Origin of the sequence: Aeromonas diversa CDC 2478-85 (assembly GCF_000819805.1) — a bacterium.
GTDB lineage: Bacteria > Pseudomonadota > Gammaproteobacteria > Enterobacterales > Aeromonadaceae > Aeromonas > Aeromonas diversa.
Genome location: NZ_CDCE01000004.1, coordinates 71,135 through 86,909, shown reverse-complemented (window position 1 = coordinate 86,909; position 15,775 = coordinate 71,135). Strand labels below are relative to the sequence as shown.

14 protein-coding genes are annotated in these 15,775 nt (G+C 63.2%); 10 read left to right on the top strand and 4 right to left on the bottom strand.

Translation table 11 applies throughout. The annotated features are described in order from the left end of the window. Window positions 1–77 precede the first annotated feature (77 nt). The gene (locus BN1121_RS00530) at window positions 78–953 is read left to right on the top strand and encodes a patatin-like phospholipase family protein (RefSeq protein WP_043157921.1); all 876 of its coding nucleotides are present in this window, start codon (window positions 78–80) and stop codon (window positions 951–953) included. Window positions 954–1,003: 50 nt separating this feature from the next. Here BN1121_RS00530 and BN1121_RS00525 read toward each other — a convergent pair whose 3' ends face one another. Both BN1121_RS00525 and BN1121_RS00520 read right to left on the bottom strand, forming a co-directional pair. Further along, window positions 1,004–2,353, bottom strand: coding sequence for an APC family permease (locus BN1121_RS00525; RefSeq protein ID WP_005357344.1), 1,350 nt, complete (start codon window positions 2,351–2,353; stop codon window positions 1,004–1,006). A gap of 229 nt (window positions 2,354–2,582) precedes the next feature. Further along, entirely contained in the window at window positions 2,583–2,852 is a 270-nt protein-coding gene (locus BN1121_RS00520) for a helix-turn-helix domain-containing protein (RefSeq protein WP_043157920.1), read from the bottom strand. Window positions 2,853–3,112: 260 nt separating this feature from the next. Between BN1121_RS00520 and BN1121_RS00515 the strand changes: the two genes are divergently transcribed. The 7 genes from BN1121_RS00515 (at window position 3,113) to BN1121_RS00485 (ending at window position 11,847) form a co-directional block, all read left to right on the top strand. Next, window positions 3,113–3,655, top strand: a complete 543-nt coding sequence (locus BN1121_RS00515; RefSeq protein WP_005357342.1) for a hypothetical protein — start codon at window positions 3,113–3,115, stop codon at window positions 3,653–3,655. A 253-nt stretch (window positions 3,656–3,908) separates the two neighbouring features. Further along, window positions 3,909–4,940, top strand: coding sequence for an OmpA family protein (locus BN1121_RS00510; RefSeq protein WP_005357341.1), 1,032 nt, complete (start codon window positions 3,909–3,911; stop codon window positions 4,938–4,940). A 295-nt stretch (window positions 4,941–5,235) separates the two neighbouring features. Further along, window positions 5,236–6,231 (top strand): OmpA family protein, encoded by a 996-nt coding sequence (locus BN1121_RS00505; protein ID WP_005357340.1) that lies wholly within the window; start codon window positions 5,236–5,238, stop codon window positions 6,229–6,231. A 152-nt stretch (window positions 6,232–6,383) separates the two neighbouring features. Next, window positions 6,384–7,406, top strand: coding sequence for an OmpA family protein (locus tag BN1121_RS00500; RefSeq protein WP_005357338.1), 1,023 nt, complete (start codon window positions 6,384–6,386; stop codon window positions 7,404–7,406). A 257-nt stretch (window positions 7,407–7,663) separates the two neighbouring features. Further along, window positions 7,664–9,391, top strand: coding sequence for a potassium/proton antiporter (locus tag BN1121_RS00495; protein ID WP_005357336.1), 1,728 nt, complete (start codon window positions 7,664–7,666; stop codon window positions 9,389–9,391). A gap of 7 nt (window positions 9,392–9,398) precedes the next feature. After that, window positions 9,399–10,502 carry a beta-N-acetylglucosaminidase domain-containing protein gene (locus BN1121_RS00490; protein WP_005357334.1) on the top strand — a complete coding sequence of 368 codons (1,104 nt, stop codon included), beginning with the start codon at window positions 9,399–9,401 and terminating at the stop codon, window positions 10,500–10,502. 133 nt (window positions 10,503–10,635) lie between these two features. Next, entirely contained in the window at window positions 10,636–11,847 is a 1,212-nt protein-coding gene (locus tag BN1121_RS00485) for a cation:proton antiporter (protein ID WP_005357331.1), read from the top strand. 31 nt (window positions 11,848–11,878) lie between these two features. Here BN1121_RS00485 and BN1121_RS00480 read toward each other — a convergent pair whose 3' ends face one another. Next, entirely contained in the window at window positions 11,879–12,508 is a 630-nt protein-coding gene (locus tag BN1121_RS00480; protein ID WP_005357329.1) for a LysE family translocator, read from the bottom strand. Window positions 12,509–12,707: 199 nt separating this feature from the next. On the opposite strand from BN1121_RS00480, the gene BN1121_RS00475 reads away from it, so the two are divergent. Continuing rightward, entirely contained in the window at window positions 12,708–13,229 is a 522-nt protein-coding gene (locus tag BN1121_RS00475) for a DUF1523 family protein (protein ID WP_005357326.1), read from the top strand. A gap of 41 nt (window positions 13,230–13,270) precedes the next feature. Then, complete coding sequence (locus BN1121_RS00470) at window positions 13,271–13,573, top strand: winged helix-turn-helix domain-containing protein (protein ID WP_005357324.1); 303 nt, start codon at window positions 13,271–13,273, stop codon at window positions 13,571–13,573. Here BN1121_RS00470 and BN1121_RS00465 read toward each other — a convergent pair. Next, the gene (locus BN1121_RS00465) at window positions 13,564–15,774 is read right to left on the bottom strand and encodes a response regulator (RefSeq protein WP_005357322.1); all 2,211 of its coding nucleotides are present in this window, start codon (window positions 15,772–15,774) and stop codon (window positions 13,564–13,566) included. The two genes, BN1121_RS00470 and BN1121_RS00465, sit on opposite strands and share 10 nt — an antisense overlap. Between the last annotated feature and the right edge of the window lies 1 nt (window position 15,775).

The following is a 15,775-nucleotide window of genomic DNA, read 5'->3' as shown; positions in this document are numbered from 1 at the left end:
ACGTGACAGCCGAGTGCGCTGGATGCCTCATCCCTGGCAGGGTAAGCTGAAGAGCCTGACAGCTTTGGAGAGCACACGTGACAAGAAGACCACGACTGGGGTTGGCGCTGGGGAGCGGCGCCGCCCGCGGCTGGGCCCATATCGGCGTCATCCGGGCGCTTGAGCGCATGGGGATACGCCCCGATCTGGTGGCCGGCTGCTCCATCGGCAGCTTCGTCGGCGCCGCCTACGCGGCCGGCGAGCTGGGCCGGCTGGAGGAGTGGGTGCGGGGATTCACCCGGCTGCAGGTGGTGAGCCTGCTCGATCCCGCCCTCTCGGGGGGACTGTTTCGCGGCGACAAGGTGTTTGGCACCGCCGCCGGCTATCTGGGGGATCCGGTCATCGAGCAGCTGCCCCTCCCCTTTGGCTGTGTCGCCACCGAGCTCGATACCGGCCGCGAGATCTGGCTGCAACAGGGGGCCCTGCGCCAAGTGGTGCGCGCCTCCTGCGGCATGCCGGGCCTGCTCACTCCGACTCGCTATAACGAACGCTGGCTGGTCGACGGCGCCGTGGTCAATCCGGTGCCCATCTCGCTCGCCCGCGCCATGGGGGCCGAGGTGGTCATCGCCGTCAACCTCAACGCCGACATGCATCAACCCTGGGCCGACGAGCCGGACGAGGTGCGTGGTGTGGGGGCCCTGGCCCAGTGGTTCGGCCGCGGTGAGACCCTGGCCACGCCGGGCATGTGGAGCGTGATGAGCGGTAGCATCAACATCATGCAAGAGCGTATTACCCGGGCACGGATGGCGGGGGACCCTCCCGAGGTGCAGCTCACCCCGCGCCTGGGTAGCTTTTCCATCCTCGACTTCCACCGGGCGGCCGAGGCGATTGCCGAAGGGGAGGCCTGTGTCGAGCGCCAGCGTCCCCAACTCGAGGAGGAGCTCTGCCGCCTCGGGGTGCTGAGCCCCAGATAGACCCATGACCGCCAAATAAAAAAGCGCCTTGCGGCGCTTTTTTATTTCTCTTACTCGTCGGCCTCGGGGCGATAGAAGAGCAGACCGAGCAGGATGACCACCACAGAGACACCCAGGTAGAGACCCAGGCTCGGGTTGGTGATCCCGCCGTAGAGGATGATGAGTGAGCCCAGCGCAGCACAGATCGGAATGACGAAGCGTTTGATCCAGCCAAACTCGGTAAAGGTGCGCATGTACCAGACATAGAGGAAGAGATAGAGACCATAGATGAGCACGATCGGCATCTCGTCGAGGGCGATGTAGCGGCCGAAGGTCTCGTTGATGCTGCAATACCAGAGCACCGAGTAGATGACCGAGAGCAGGGCCGCGGCACGGGCCGAGTTGACGGGCATGTGGTGATGCGACTCCACCCGGCTCATCCACTTGGGCGCAGGTCCCTGGTTACGGATGGCTAGGGAGTAAGGAATACGCATGGTCGCCAGCACCAGACCATTGAGGGTGCCGAGGCAGGAGATGATCACAAACACCGTCAGTATGGTGGAGGCGGTGCCGCCAAACAGGCCTGTGGTGGCGATGTTCACCGCATTGTCGCCCTGCTCGACGATCTCGCCGGTGGGCAGCACGCTGGCGATGCCGAGGAAGTAGGAGACATAGACGACGAAGACGATGAGGGTACCTATGATCAGGGCCCGCGGCAGGTTCTTCTTCGAGTCGCGGATCTCGCTGTTGATGGTCACGGCCGCAATCCACCCCTCATAGGCGAAGGCGGTCGCCACCACGGCGGTGGCCAGGGTGCCCCCTGTGCTGCCGATCCCGTCCATCGCCTGCACGAAGTTAGTGGTGGTCACCCCGTTGAGCAGACCCGAGATGGTACCCACCACGGCGACCAGGATGAGGGGCACCAGCTTGATGAGGGTCGAGCCCACCTGCAGCTTGCCCGCCAGCACGGGAGCATAGAAGTTGATGAGATAGGTGGCCGCCATGTAAACCGCCGCCACCACCCAGGTTGCCGTGGAGTTGGTGGGGTTGTCACTGCCGAGCAGGATCATGGTGTAGAGGGAGGCGACCCAGGCCAGAATGGCCGAGAGGGGGGCGTAGTAGAGCACGCCCTTGAACCATCCCACCAGATAACCGAACTTCTTGCCATAGGCGGCCTCGGCATAGTCGACGATGCCGTTCGATTTCTCGATACGCTGGGCAAATTCGGCAAAGACCAGGGCCCCAAAGATCATGGAGATAGCCCCCAAGGCCCATGCCAGCAGGGCGATGACCAGGTTACCGCCGGTCAGGCGCAATACATCGTCGGCCTTGAAGAAGACCCCGGAGCCGATCACGACCCCCACCACCATGGCGATAGCCGTCATCAAGCCATAGCGTTTATCAAGCTCATTACTGCTCATACCAATATTCCATCCCTATTACGACATCATCCTGAATCCAGCTCGTGGTGCCTTGGCCCGGCGTGGCCTCGCCATGGCAGGCGTGACGCACCACGACACGGCCGCGTCTGCAGGGCAGGCGCGACTCGCTGGCTCGAGCGGTTAACTCAAAGTGTGTGGCAAAAACTGACGCTGCGCGGCCTGGAGACAAAAAATGCCGCCCGAAGGCGGCATTTCTCACTGCCAGGTATCAGGCCTTGGCCAGATACTCTTCCGGACCAATCTGACCGATCTCGGCAGATTTTTTGTCGGCCAGCAGCCAGAGGGTGAACTGATGCAGCTCGGGATGATGGGCCAGGGCAACCAGGAAGGCGCCACCGACTTCACGGTAACCCAGCTCATAGTTCTTCAAGGTGGTGGGAGGCACGCCCAGCAGCTCTGCAAACTTAGGACGGCTCAGACCAACCGCTTCGCGGATTTGACGGATTTTTTTCCCTACGGGAACTACGTTAGGACTCATAATGGTTCCATACTCCATGCGCGGATAAACCGCTTTTATTTTTTTCGCGACGACTCGTAGTCAAGTGTATCAGTTATTGCAGGACTCGTTATGGTTCGAGTCTCTTCATCTAAACGCTTAAATAAGCGACAACCCTTCAAAGCAGGGGCATGTTAATGCCTCACTCGGCTCAGGTAAACAGTTGGACTCACCAATCGCTCGATTGAGCACCTATGGCATCAGGTTATAATCCCCGCCTACCCCGATAGAGGAAGTCATTCATGCCAATCCCCGGCGTACTCTCCCGTCTGCATGCCATGCCCTCACCCGAGCAGATGCAAGAACAGCTAACACAGTGCCATGAAACCCGTGCCGAGGCCTTGCTGCTGGCCTCTCCACTGCCCGCCGATCAGGCGACACAGCTGGCGCAAAGCACCCTACCCCTCTATTGCCAGGAGGCCTGTGAGCCCCCCTGTCGCCACCTCGATCCGGCCGAGGTGGCCGCGCAACCCGGTGACGCGACCTGGGCGCCCGAGCAGGCGCTGGACGATCTGCTCCCCTGGTTCGAGGCCGGTCATTGCCACTTCATCGCGCCAGCGACCGTGGTGCCCGTGGTGCGCGCCCTGCTCAACATCTGGCCCCTCGACCCCCACCTGGCCCGCCATTTTCTTCGGGAGTTCACCCCCCTGATGCAGCGGCGCGACGAGACCCTCCTCACGGAGATCCTGACTGCCCGTCGCGACGCAGCCTCACCAAGAGCCGAATGGGTTCAATCCTACCTGAAGCTGGAGCGCCGCCTCTTCCGCGCCCACCTCGATCACTGATTGATTAAATAACAGTGGGTTAGCGCTGCGACATCCCTTGGCTAACCCCATAAGTGTGAGCTTGATCAAACTTACAAATAGGCATAGAGTGCGCGCCGTCATCCAGTGACATGGAGTGCCCCGGTTATCGTTGTACGGGTATTCCCATAACAAAGATGCCGACCAGCTTCTTGTGCTTATCGTAATTAGTGCGGTGTCGGCATGATTCAAGAAGCGAGAATGGCCTGCGTGCTTTCTCCAAGAGGATTGAACAATGATGAAAATGGCTCCTTCCGTAATTGCCATCGCCCTGGCGGCCGTAACCGCTACTGCTGCTAACGCCGCTGACGACATCTACTACGGTGCCGGTGTCGGTGCTGCCCACTTCAACGGTCTGAACAAGATCGGCGGTGGTGGCTACGAGGGTACCGAAGACGCGGCTGCCGCCAACGCCTTCATGGGTTACAACGTCACCGAGAACTTCGGCGCCGAGCTGGGCTACCAGTACGCCGGCCGTGGCAACACCTTTGGTGAGCGTTACGAGAACCAGGGCGCCACCCTGTCCGGTATCGCTCGTCTGCCGCTGGGCGGCGATGTCTCCGCTTTCGCTGAAGCCGGTGCCTACTGGGCCCATACCGACGGCCTGACCGTATCCGACACCAAGGTTTCCCCCCTGGCCGGCCTGGGTCTGACCTACAAGGTAAGCGACGCCCTGGATCTGCAAGCCCGCTATCGCTACATGTGGGACGTGGCTGACCTGCACGTTGACGGTGAGCGCTACAAGTCCAACCAGAGCGTTGCGACCCTGGAAGCCGTCTACCATCCGTTCCGCACCTCCTACGTAGCACCGGCCCCGGCCCCTGTGGTTGAAGAAGCCCCGGCTCCGGCCCCGGCTGCTCCGCAGATGGTCGAGAAGAGCTTCGATCTGAGCTCTGACGTGCTGTTCGCCTTTGGCAAATCCACCCTGAAGCCGGAAGGTGTTCAGGCGCTGAACGCCCTCTATAAGGATCTGGTTGCCGCCAGCCCGAAAGATGGTCAAGCTATCGTCATCGGTTACACCGACCGCATCGGCTCCGACACCGCTAACCTGCGCCTGTCCGAAGCCCGCGCCCGTACCGTGGCCAACGTGCTGATCGCCAAGGGTCTGCCCGCTTCCAAGGTTTCCGTTCAGGGCCGTGGCGAAGCCAACTCCGTGACCGGCACCCAGTGTGACGGCATCAAAACCAAGGCTCAGCTGGTCTCCTGCCTGGCCCCGGATCGTCGCGTAGAGATCCGTGTTCGTGGCGTGCAGGCCGTACAGCAGTAATCGCTGTCAGCCCCCCGACGAGGTGCCCCCGGGCACCTCGTTTTGTTTGTGCCTCCCTTTCCCCTCTCCTCCCCTACCCTTGATCCCGATGGTTGCACGGCATACAGTAGGGCGTCCCAAACAGGCCCTTCTGCATGGTTTTTTCGTCCACACAGACGCAAAGAAGCCGCTTTTGAGGCCATCTTGTCGGGATAATATTCAGATGTCCGGCCAGTCCGGATTGGGCGGGCAGCTCCTGGGTCCGCCGTCATCAGAAAGTGCCGTCGCCCCGGCGACGCAACGAGGAGATATAACGATGAAAATGAAAGTGGCCCCCTCTCTTATCGCCATCGCTCTGGCGGCCATGGGCACCACAGCGGCCCAGGCCAATGACTGGTACACGGGTGTCGGTACCGGCTGGGCAGACATGCGCGATCTCGGCAAGTTTGGCTGGGACGCCGACGAAGACGCGACCGCCATCAACCTGTTCGGTGGTTACAACTTCAACGACAACTTCGGTGCCGAGCTGGGCTATCTCTACGCCGGCAAAGGCGGCGTAGATGGCGTCGACTTCAAGACCCAAGGTGCGACCCTCACCGGTATCGGCCGCCTGCCCCTCAACGGTGTCTTCTCCCTCTTCGCCGAGGGCGGTGCCTACTTCTATCACGCCAACGGCAATGACAACACCGACAACGGCGCAGCGCCGCTGGCCGGTCTCGGCGTCACCGCCAAGCTTTCCGATCTGGTCGACCTACAGGCTCGTTACCGCTACCTGTGGAACGTCGGTGACGAGCCGAAGACCTGGGAAACCGATGTGGGCGTCGCCTCGCTCGAGCTGGTGCTGCACCCCAACCGCAAGAGCTATGTGGCCCCGGTCGCCGCGCCCGTCGAGCCGGCCCCCGAGCCCGTCATGGTCGAGAAAAACTTCGCCCTGAGCTCTGACGTGCTGTTTGCCTTTGGCAAGTCGACCCTCAAGCCCGAAGGCACTGCCGCCCTCAACACCCTTTATAAGCAGATCGCCGACAGCCGCCCGACCGATGGTCAGGCCGTGGTTATTGGCTACACCGACTTCATCGGCTCAGACGCCGCCAACCAGCGCCTCTCCGAGGCTCGTGCCCGGACCGTGGCCGACTTCCTGGTGAGCAAGGGTCTGCCGGCCGCCAAGGTCTCCATCGAGGGACGTGGCGAAGCCAATCCGGTGACCGGTGACAGCTGCGCCAAGGTCGCGCCGCGCGCCAAGCAGATCGAGTGCCTGGCCCCGGATCGCCGCGTCGAGGTCCGCGTGACCGGCGTGCAACAAGTCCAGCAGTAATCGCCCAGTGCCAACACGCCGCCCAACCGGGCGGCGTTTTTCTATCCAGCCTCCCGCTCTCATCCCATTGCCGTCACACCTGATGCCGCGCCAAACCGTCTATAACTAAATGGACCTATGCCGCAGTGGCTTACCCAATGAGGATTATAAAGATGAGAAAAACCGCGATCGCATCCATAGTGCTCGCCCTGAGCTCACCCCTCTACGCCGGGGACTGGTATCTGGGCGGCGGTGCCGGTCTCTCCGTCGGTCACGACATGAAGGACTATGGCAGTGATGCAGACAAAGAGGATACCGCCTATGACCTCTTCGCCGGCTATCAGTTCAACGACTACTTTGCCGGCGAGCTGGGCTATCTGAACACCGGGAGTTGGCAGGGCAGCAACGGCAGCCTCAAGAGCGATGGCGCCACCCTCTCTGCGATTGGGCGCTATCCCCTCAATGACCGCTTCTCTCTGTTTGCCGAGGGGGGCGGCTATCTCTATAGCGCCAGCACTCCCAATGGCAGCGATACCAATCTGGCCCCCCTCGCGGGCCTCGGCATGACGGTGCGCCTGCATCGCTTGGTCGATCTGCAGGCACGTTACCGCTACATGGTGCGGGTCGGCGATGACGCCAGCAACGACAACAACAACAGCGGCACCCGCCGCTGGGTGAGTGATGTCAGCACGGCGACGCTTGAGCTGGTCATCTACCCGAATCGCGATGAGCCCGTGCCGCCGGTCGCCCCCCCGATAGCGGCGCCTGCGCCCGAGCCGGTCCAGGTGGACAAGACCTTCGAACTCAGTAGCGATCTCCTGTTCGATTTCAACAAGGCCAACCTCAAGCCAGAAGGCGAGCAGGCGCTGCAATCCCTCTACCAGCAGATCCAACAGGAGAAACCCAAAGACGGCATGGCCATGGTCTATGGGCACACGGATCGACTTGGCTCCGACGCTTACAACCAGAAGCTCTCTGAGGCCAGAGCCCAGAGCGTGGCCAGTTACCTGATTGGGCTGGGTCTGCCCGCCGACAAGGTGAGCGCCATCGGTCAGGGTGAGGGCAGCCCGGTCACGGGCCAAACCTGTGACGACAAGATGTCCAGAGCCCAGCTCATCCCCTGCCTCGCCCCCGACCGCCGGGTAGAGATCCGTATCACGGGCGTGAGCGGAGCCCCAGCCCCCGATCAAATGTAACCCGCCAACCGACTCAGGCCCCGACGGGGCCTGAGTCCTCTCTGGCGTCGGACTCGACTGCTTTTTAAGTCTTCTGCCCACGGCAAGCGCCACATTGAGCGCGCCAAAGGCCTGATATCGATTTAAAATCTTTTCAATTTGTTAATGCATCTATTGGATTTTTAATAAAAAAAGTATTTTTAGGCGACATTCTCCACACTTGCCATTAAAGTGACAGCGTAGTGCCTATTTAGCTCATTTTAAGGAGGGGACCGGGGGTGGATGCCGCAACCATCAATCACTTCTTTCTGATTGCGGCCTTGCTGGTCGGCATCAGCGTGCTGCTGAGCGCACTCTCGTCGCGCCTCGGTATTCCTATCCTGCTCATCTTCCTCGGCGTCGGCATGCTGGCCGGAGAGAATGGCCCCGGTGGCATTCACTTCACCGACTACTCCATGGCCTATCTGGTGGGGAACCTGGCGCTCGCCATCATACTGCTCGATGGGGGCATGCGAACCAAGGTCTCCTCATTTCGGGTCGCCCTCTGGCCCGCCCTCTCCCTGGCCACCCTGGGCGTGCTGCTCACCACCAGCCTGACCGGGCTGGCCGCCGCCTGGCTGTTTGATCTCGACCTGTTGCAGGGGCTGCTCATCGGCGCCATCGTCGGCTCGACCGATGCCGCGGCCGTGTTCTCCCTGCTGGGAGGGCGCAGCCTCAACCAACGGGTCGGCGCGACCCTGGAGATTGAGTCGGGCAGCAACGATCCCATGGCTGTCTTTCTCACCATCACCCTGATCGAGGTGCTGGCCACGGGTCAGCAGGTGAGTGGAGCCCTCTTCGCCTGGAGCCTTCTCAAGCAGTTTGGCCTTGGCGCCATCCTGGGGCTGGCGGGGGGATGGCTCTTGTGGCGCATCAACAACCGCGCCGTGCTGGCGCCGGGTCTCTACCCCTTGCTCACCGTCAGCTTCGGCCTGCTCATCTTCGCCGTGACCACGGCGCTCGGCGGCAGCGGCATCCTGGCGGTCTATCTGGCGGGCCTGCTGCTCGGCAATCAGGTGGTCCGCAGCCGCAGCACCACCCTCTCGGTGCTGGATGGCCTGACCTGGCTTAGCCAGATCTGCATGTTCGTGGTCCTCGGCCTGCTGGTCACCCCGAGCCAGCTGCTGCCCATCGCCCTGCCGGCCCTGCTGCTGGCGGCCTGGATGATCCTGCTGGCGCGCCCCCTGGCGGTCTGGGTGAGCCTGCTTCCCTTCAAGAACTTCACCAGCCGGGAACGCTGGTTCATCTCCTGGGTGGGGCTGCGTGGCGCCGTACCCATCATCCTCGCCGTCTTCCCCATGATGGCGGGGCTCCCCAACGCCCAGCTCTTCTTCAACGTCGCCTTCTTCATCGTGCTGGTGTCGCTGCTGCTGCAGGGAAGCTCACTGCCCATCGCCTCACGCCTGGCGCGGGTCGAGATCCCGCACGTCCCGAGCCCCATCTCCCGCTCGGCGGTCGAGATCCATCCCGAAAGCGAATGGGAGCTCTTCATCTACCGGCTGGGCCCGGAGAAGTGGTGTATCGGCTCTCCCCTGCGGGAGCTGCAGATGCCGGCCGAGACCCGGATCAGCGCCCTGTTTCGCCAAGAGACCCTGCTGCACCCGAGCGGGAGCACTGTGCTGGAGGCCGGCGACATCCTCTGCATCATAGGGCACGAGAGCTCCCTGCCCGCCCTGGGGCAACTCTTTAGCCAGGCGCCCGAGGCGCAAGAAGATCTGCGCTTCTTCGGTGACTTCCAGCTCGAGGCGAGCGTGCGCCTCGCTGAGCTTTCCCTGCTCTATGCCCTCGATGTGAGCGGCATCGAGGATCAGACGCTGGGTGACTACCTGAGCACGGTATTGGGCGATAAGCTGGTGGTGGGTGATCAGCTGGAGTGGCAGGGAATGCGCTGGACCGTGGCCGAAATGGACGACGAGAGGGTGTGCCGTATCGGCGTGCGCCTTTGTGAAGAGAGTGACGGGGAGTAACAGGATCATGCCATACAACACGCTGCTGACCGGGGGCATGCCCCCCGCCCCGACCCTCGGGGTGATTGAGGGCTTCTTCGGCCGGGGCTGGAGCTGGGCCGCGCGGCGTCGCTACGCCCACTGGTTGCCGAGCCACGGCTACGGCTTCTACCTCTATGCCCCCAAGGAGGACGCCTGCCTGCGTAAACGCTGGGCCGAGCCCTGGCCCGAGGCGACCTTGCATGAACTCAAGGCCCTGGCCGCCGAGTGCCGTGCCAACGGGCTGGCCTTCGGCGTGGGGCTCAGCCCCATGGGGGCCCACCACGATTACGGGAGCAAGCGCGCCGCCCTGGAGGCCAAGGTTCGCCTCATCGATGACGAGCTGGCCCCCGATATCCTGGCGGTGCTGTTTGACGACATGAAGGGGGATACCCCGGATCTGGCCACTCGCCAGCTCACCATAGCCCACGACATCGCCGGTTGGAGCAAGGCGAGCCGACTGCTCTTCTGTCCCAGCTACTACTCCACCGATCCCATCCTCGAGAAGGTGTTTGGCACCATGCCCCAGGGGTACCTCACCGATCTCGGCCAGGCCCTCGATCGCCGCTTCGAGATCTTCTGGACCGGCCCCAGGGTGATGTCCAAGAACTACCCGAGCGATCACCTGGCCCAGGTGAGTGAGTGGCTCGGTCGCAAGCCGTTTTTGTGGGACAACTACCCGGTCAACGACGGTAGCAAGTCGAGCCATTTCCTCTACCTCGACGCCTTCACCGAGCGCCCGGCACGGCTGGCCCAAGAGCTCGCCGGCCACGCGGTCAACCCCATGAAGCAGGCGGCGCTCAGCACCATACCGCTGGCCACCCTGCCCATGAGCTACCGGCTCGGCGAACGCTACGACCCCAGTCAGGCCCTGCACGCCGCCCTGCAGGCGGCCTGTGGCCCCCAGCTGGGACCGCGTATCGAAGAAGATCTTCCCCTGCTTCAGGAGGTGGGCCTCGCGCAGCTCAGTGCCGAACAGCAGGATATGTTGGCCCGCCACTATCGCCCCTTCCGTGGACAGGCCTGCGCCGACGAGATCCTCGGTTGGCTCGGGGGCGACTACGCCTTCGACCCCGACTGCCTCACCGATTAACCCCCGCAGACCCCGGCCCCGCCGGGGTCTGCTCTGTGTGTGGCCGGGCTCCCCCTTTGTTGCCCCGCCTCCTATACTGTTGGTGCAATCAAAGCCGCTGTTTTTCAAGAAGAAACCACGGATAGGAGCCGTCATGGACGCATCCAGCCTGTATCAGAATCTCGCCCTCTTCGCCGCCTTCCTGCTGCTCTACAGCCAGCTGGCCGGACGCTTCGAGTCCCGCCTGGTCAGCGGTCCGCTGCTGTTTATGCTGGTCGGCTGGCTACTTGGGCCCGGCGGCCTCGAGCTGCTCTCCCTGTCGGTCGAGAGCGAGGGGATCAAGCTGCTCGCCGAGCTCACCCTGGTGGTGGTGCTCTTCACCGACGCCGCCAACACCGATTGGCGCGTGCTCACCGCCAACCGCGGCCTGCCGGTGCGACTACTGCTGATAGGACTGCCCCTCACCCTGATCGCCGGCACCCTCTTTGGCCTGCTTATCTACCCCGAGCTCCCCCTGCTCGAGCTCGCCATTCTCGCCACCCTGCTGGCGCCAACCGACGCGGCGCTCGGCAAGGCGGTGGTGAGCAACCCGGCGGTGCCGGCCCCGGTGCGAGAGGGGCTCAATCAGGAGAGCGGGCTCAACGACGGCATCTGCGTCCCTGTGCTGCTCCTGCTGCTCGCCCTCATCGCCCCCACCGAGCAGCATCAGGGCACGGCCTCCCTCGCCATCACCCTGCTGCTGGAAGAGATTGGGATCGGCGTGCTGGTCGCCTGGGCGCTGGCGCGCTTTACCGTTTATCTGCTGCGCCAGAGCACTCTCCACGGTTGGACCCTGCCCCTGTGGCGCCAACTCACCCTGCCCGGGCTGGCTCTGCTCTGCTTTGCCCTGGCCCAGAGCCTGGGTGGCAGCGGCTTTATCGCCGCCTTCGTCGGCGGCCTGCTCATCGGCCGGCGCATGGGGGAGCATCGCCACACCTATCTGGAGAGCAACGAGGGGTATGGAGAGCTGCTCTCCGTGCTGGTATGGATGGTGTTTGGCGCCACCGTAGTGCCGCTGCTGTTGTCGCTCGATGACTGGCGCCCCTGGTGCTATGCCCTGGCCAGCCTGACCCTGCTGCGCATGGTGCCGGTCTGGATTGCCCTGTGGGGGACGACGCTGCGGCCGGGTCTGCGCCTTTTCATCGGCTGGTTCGGTCCGCGCGGCCTCGCCAGCATCGTCTTCGCCGTCATGGTGTTGCAGCACACGCCCCCGCTCGAGGGGCTCTCCCCCATACTCAGTACCGTGCTCTGCACCATAGTGCTGAGCGTGGTGCTGCACGGCATCACCGCCAACCCCTGGGTCAAACGGCTCGGCGGCGGCGCCTAAGCAGACGGGGCGCAATGCGCCCCGTCTCGTCTCAGCCCAGCGCCAGCCAGAGCCCCACCCCCATCATCAGGGTACCGGCGATACGGTTCATCAGCCGCACATTGCCACTCCTGGCGAGGAAGTGACGCAGGGTGCGGCCGCCGCTGGCGTAGAGCACCAGACAGCTGAACTCGATGACCAGGATGAGCGCCACCAGGGCCGTGATTTGCGGGCCCAGAGGCTGAGCCGGGCTGATGAAGGGGGGCAGCAGGGAGACCATGAAGGCCCACCCCTTGGGGTTGGCGATGGCCGTGACAAATCCCTGCATGGCCAGGCTCCAGGGGGTCGAGACCCGGGCGTCACTCTGGGTGGAGAACGCCATGCTGCCGCGCGAGCGCCACAGCTGGATGCCGAGCCAGAGCAGATAAGCCCCGCCGACATACTTGAAGAGATGGAACAGGGTCGGGTAGTTGAGCATCACGGCCGCCACCCCAAGGACCGAGAGCACCGAGACCAGGGCCACGCCGATGAGCTCTCCCCACATCATGTGCAGCGTCCGGCGCAGCCCAATGCTCATGCCGAGGGTCATGGCCAGGGTCATGCACATGCCGGGGGTGACAGAGACGAAAAAGAAGGTGGGGATAAAGAGGGCCAAAATGGCCGGGTCAATCCAGGCTGACACACTATGTTCCTCGACGAGAATGACCCAGCATCATGCCTGCGCCGGCAGAGGGAGGCAAGGCAGCCGCACTCTGGTGCCTCGAAAAGAGCACAGAGGGTTGTTTTAAACGACTTTTTCACGTTTTTGCCACATCCCGCACTGGGCGGACCAGGCGTTCTTGGGTAAGGTATGGCCACGCTCACATACCCATTGAGGCCCCATGAAAGCCAAATTCGAAAAACCCGCCTTCATCACCCTGGGGATCATCGCCCTGCTCTCCGCGCTCTGGCTCGACTACTACCTGCCCGAGAAGCAGATCACCACCATCACAGGGGTGGAGGTGAAGCGCACCGACAAGGATGGTCCCATCAGCAAGAAGAACCCGGCCGACGGCCCCACCACGGACGTCTACTACATCTACACGGAGAACGCCGGCGACAAGGTGCGGGTGTTCCGCAACGAGGACACCGGCTGGGGCTGGCCCTTCTACTTCAAGTTTGACGCCGCCGATGTGCAGGCCAAGGCCAAGTCCATGGAGTTTGACAAGAAGCAGGCCACCATCACCTCCTATGGCTGGCGCATCAACATGTTCTCCATGTTCCCCAACGTCACCAAGGTGCAGGAGGCCACGGCCGATGCCTCTACCTGGAGCTTCTTCCGCTGGCTCTGGTTCGGGGTCTGGGCCCTGGTGATGGGACGTGCCGCCCTGTGGCTGTGGCGTGCCTTCGAAAACGCCGAGTGATCCTTCAGTGGCCCCGCAAGGGGCCTTTCGAGACAGCCCTCATGCATGACGACAAACAGAGCAAGACCAGAACCAGCTTCTTTCGCCGCCTTTATGTGGCACATCTGGTGAGCCGCGGCATCGCCACCGTCCCCGACCTGATGGAGGCGACCGGCATGCCCAGACGCACCGCTCAGGATACCCTGTCGGCCCTGGCCGAGCTCGATATCGTCTGCCTCTTTCATCAGGGGCAGGGGGAGCGCAATAACCAGGGACACTATGTGATTGAAGATTGGGGCCCCATCAACCCCGAGTGGGTGGCCAGCGAGGCGACACGGATCGCCCGTGAGCTCGGCTACGCCTGAACCAGGCTCTCGCGGGCGCAGGCACAACCGGCCTGCTCGAGTGCCTGCATCAGCTTCTCTCGCGAGACGGGTTTGTGCAGCAGCCCCCTCATGCCCGCCTCGATGCAGGTCTGCTCCAGCCCCGGGGTCATGTCCGCCGTCAGAGCAATGATGCAGGCCGGTGGCCGCGCCATCAGGCTGAGCTGACGGCTGGTGGTGATGCCATCCATGCCGGACATGTGCAGATCCATCAGCACCAGGGCGTAGTCACGATGATGACACGCCTCAATCGCCTCTTCACCCGAGGCCACCTGATCGGCCTGCCACCCCAGCCGCTCCAGCATCAGGGCCGCCACGGTCCGGTTGACGCTGTTGTCATCCACCACCAGCACGCGCCCATCCGGGCGTTCATCGCCGGCCGTCACCACTCGCCTCACCTCGTCGAGCAGCTGGGCGCGCTCTACCGGTTTGGGTAAAAAGCCGTTCATGCCGGCCTCTTTGTAGCGTTGGCGCGCATCGTCCATGACATCGGCCGTCACGGCGATGATGGGCACGTCGGCCCAGGGTGTCGCCGCCGAGCGAATGGCCCTGGTCGCCGCCACCCCGTCCATCACCGGCATCTGCATATCCATCAGCACGGCGTCAACCGGCGTCGTGGCCAACATGGAGAGGGCCTCCTCGCCGTGGCTCGCCTCCTGCACCTGATGTCCGGCGCGCGATAGCATCACAGCCACCACTTCCCGGTTGGTGCGGTTATCGTCCACCAGCAGGATGCGCCGCCCTTCACCGGCGTCAGAAGAGGGAGACGGCTCGGCTACGGGGGGGGCAGGCGCGGCGCACGGCTCGCAGCACCAGATCAGGGTAAAGCAGCTCCCCTTGCCCGCCTCACTCTCGACCGAGATCTCTCCGCCCATCAGCTGGGCCAGGCTGCGGGAGATCTCAAGCCCCAGGCCCGAGCCGCCAAATTCCCGGGTGATAGAGATATCGGCCTGGCTGAAGCGCTGGAACAGCAGCGCCATCTGCTCCGGGCCAATCCCGATCCCGGTGTCGCGAATGGCGACCGCTATGTGATAACGCCCCTCCTCGACGGGAGTGGCATCGACGCTCAGGATCACCTCCCCCTCGCGGGTGAACTTGATGGCATTGGAGAGCAGATTGAGCAGGATCTGACGCAGCCGCAAGCCGTCGGCCATCACCCAGCGCGGCACCTGAGGCGGGATCACCCGCTGCAGCGTCAGGTGTTTTTTCTCCCCGCTCGGGCGCAGCAGATCGCAGAGATCCGAGAGCAAGGCATGCAGATCGACCGGCGCCAACTCGAGCCGGATCTTCCCCTCCTCGAGCTTGGAGACATCCAGAATATCGTTGAGCAGCTCCAGCAGGTGTTCGGCCGATTCCCGGGCCGTGCTCAGGTAGTCGCGTTGACGGGGCAGCAACGGCTCATCGGCCAGCAGAGAGAGCATGCCGATCACCCCGTTCATGGGGGTGCGGATCTCGTGGCTCATGTTGGCCAGGAAGCTGCTCTTGGCCCGGTTGCCGGCCTCGGCGGCATGGTTGGCGGCGATCAGACTCTCGTTGAGGCGGCGCATCGCCTCGTGCTGCTCATCGGTACGTTTCTGCTGACGCCAGGCCAGAATGGCAAACAGCGAGACCAGGGTAAATTGCAGGGCCGCGATCAGGGTGGTGGTGATGATCTGGCGCCGCACTGCCTCTCGCCGTCCCATATCGAACTCGGTGACCTTCTGGTTGACCTCCAGCATCAGAGGCTGCAACCGCTCCAGCATGCTCGGCATGGCCTCCAGCATCTCCTGCACCGCACGTCGATCGAGTCTGGCCTCGGGCTTGACCCCGAGCCACACATCCGCCATCGCCATGTAACCGTGCATCACATGGACCACCTCCTGAAACAGGGGGGAATCGCTGAGCAGCTGGCGATCCCGCCCGGTAAAGGCGAGATCGACCCGACTGGCGAAGATGTCGTAGCGCAGTTGCAACTGGCTATCACTGCCGGGTTGCCAGAGCATCAGGGCATTTTGCAGGCGCAGAGACTCACTGTAGAGCTGGGCGTAGTTCCACATCACGCTGTCGTTACCCAGGCTGGTGCTACGGTTGAGATCGACAAACTGGCGATACTGCACCGTACCTATCCCCCCCAGGGCACCCGCCAACACCACCACTATGATGGCCAGAAAGCGGCGACTCGGACTCAGGCTCCAGAACGACATG

Bases quoted from the DNA above. Each gene is read 5' to 3' on its own strand.
- BN1121_RS00525 (WP_005357344.1), bottom strand. From the start codon at position 2,353: ATGAGCAGTAATGAGCTTGATAAACGCTATGGCTTGATGACGGCTATC.
- BN1121_RS00520 (WP_043157920.1), bottom strand. From the start codon at position 2,852: ATGAGTCCTAACGTAGTTCCCGTAGGGAAAAAAATCCGTCAAATCCGC.
- BN1121_RS00515 (WP_005357342.1), top strand. From the start codon at position 3,113: ATGCCAATCCCCGGCGTACTCTCCCGTCTGCATGCCATGCCCTCACCC.
- BN1121_RS00510 (WP_005357341.1), top strand. From the start codon at position 3,909: ATGATGAAAATGGCTCCTTCCGTAATTGCCATCGCCCTGGCGGCCGTA.
- BN1121_RS00505 (WP_005357340.1), top strand. From the start codon at position 5,236: ATGAAAATGAAAGTGGCCCCCTCTCTTATCGCCATCGCTCTGGCGGCC.
- BN1121_RS00500 (WP_005357338.1), top strand. From the start codon at position 6,384: ATGAGAAAAACCGCGATCGCATCCATAGTGCTCGCCCTGAGCTCACCC.
- BN1121_RS00490 (WP_005357334.1), top strand. From the start codon at position 9,399: ATGCCATACAACACGCTGCTGACCGGGGGCATGCCCCCCGCCCCGACC.
- BN1121_RS00485 (WP_005357331.1), top strand. From the start codon at position 10,636: ATGGACGCATCCAGCCTGTATCAGAATCTCGCCCTCTTCGCCGCCTTC.
- BN1121_RS00475 (WP_005357326.1), top strand. From the start codon at position 12,708: ATGAAAGCCAAATTCGAAAAACCCGCCTTCATCACCCTGGGGATCATC.
- BN1121_RS00470 (WP_005357324.1), top strand. From the start codon at position 13,271: ATGCATGACGACAAACAGAGCAAGACCAGAACCAGCTTCTTTCGCCGC.
- BN1121_RS00465 (WP_005357322.1), bottom strand. From the start codon at position 15,774: ATGTCGTTCTGGAGCCTGAGTCCGAGTCGCCGCTTTCTGGCCATCATA.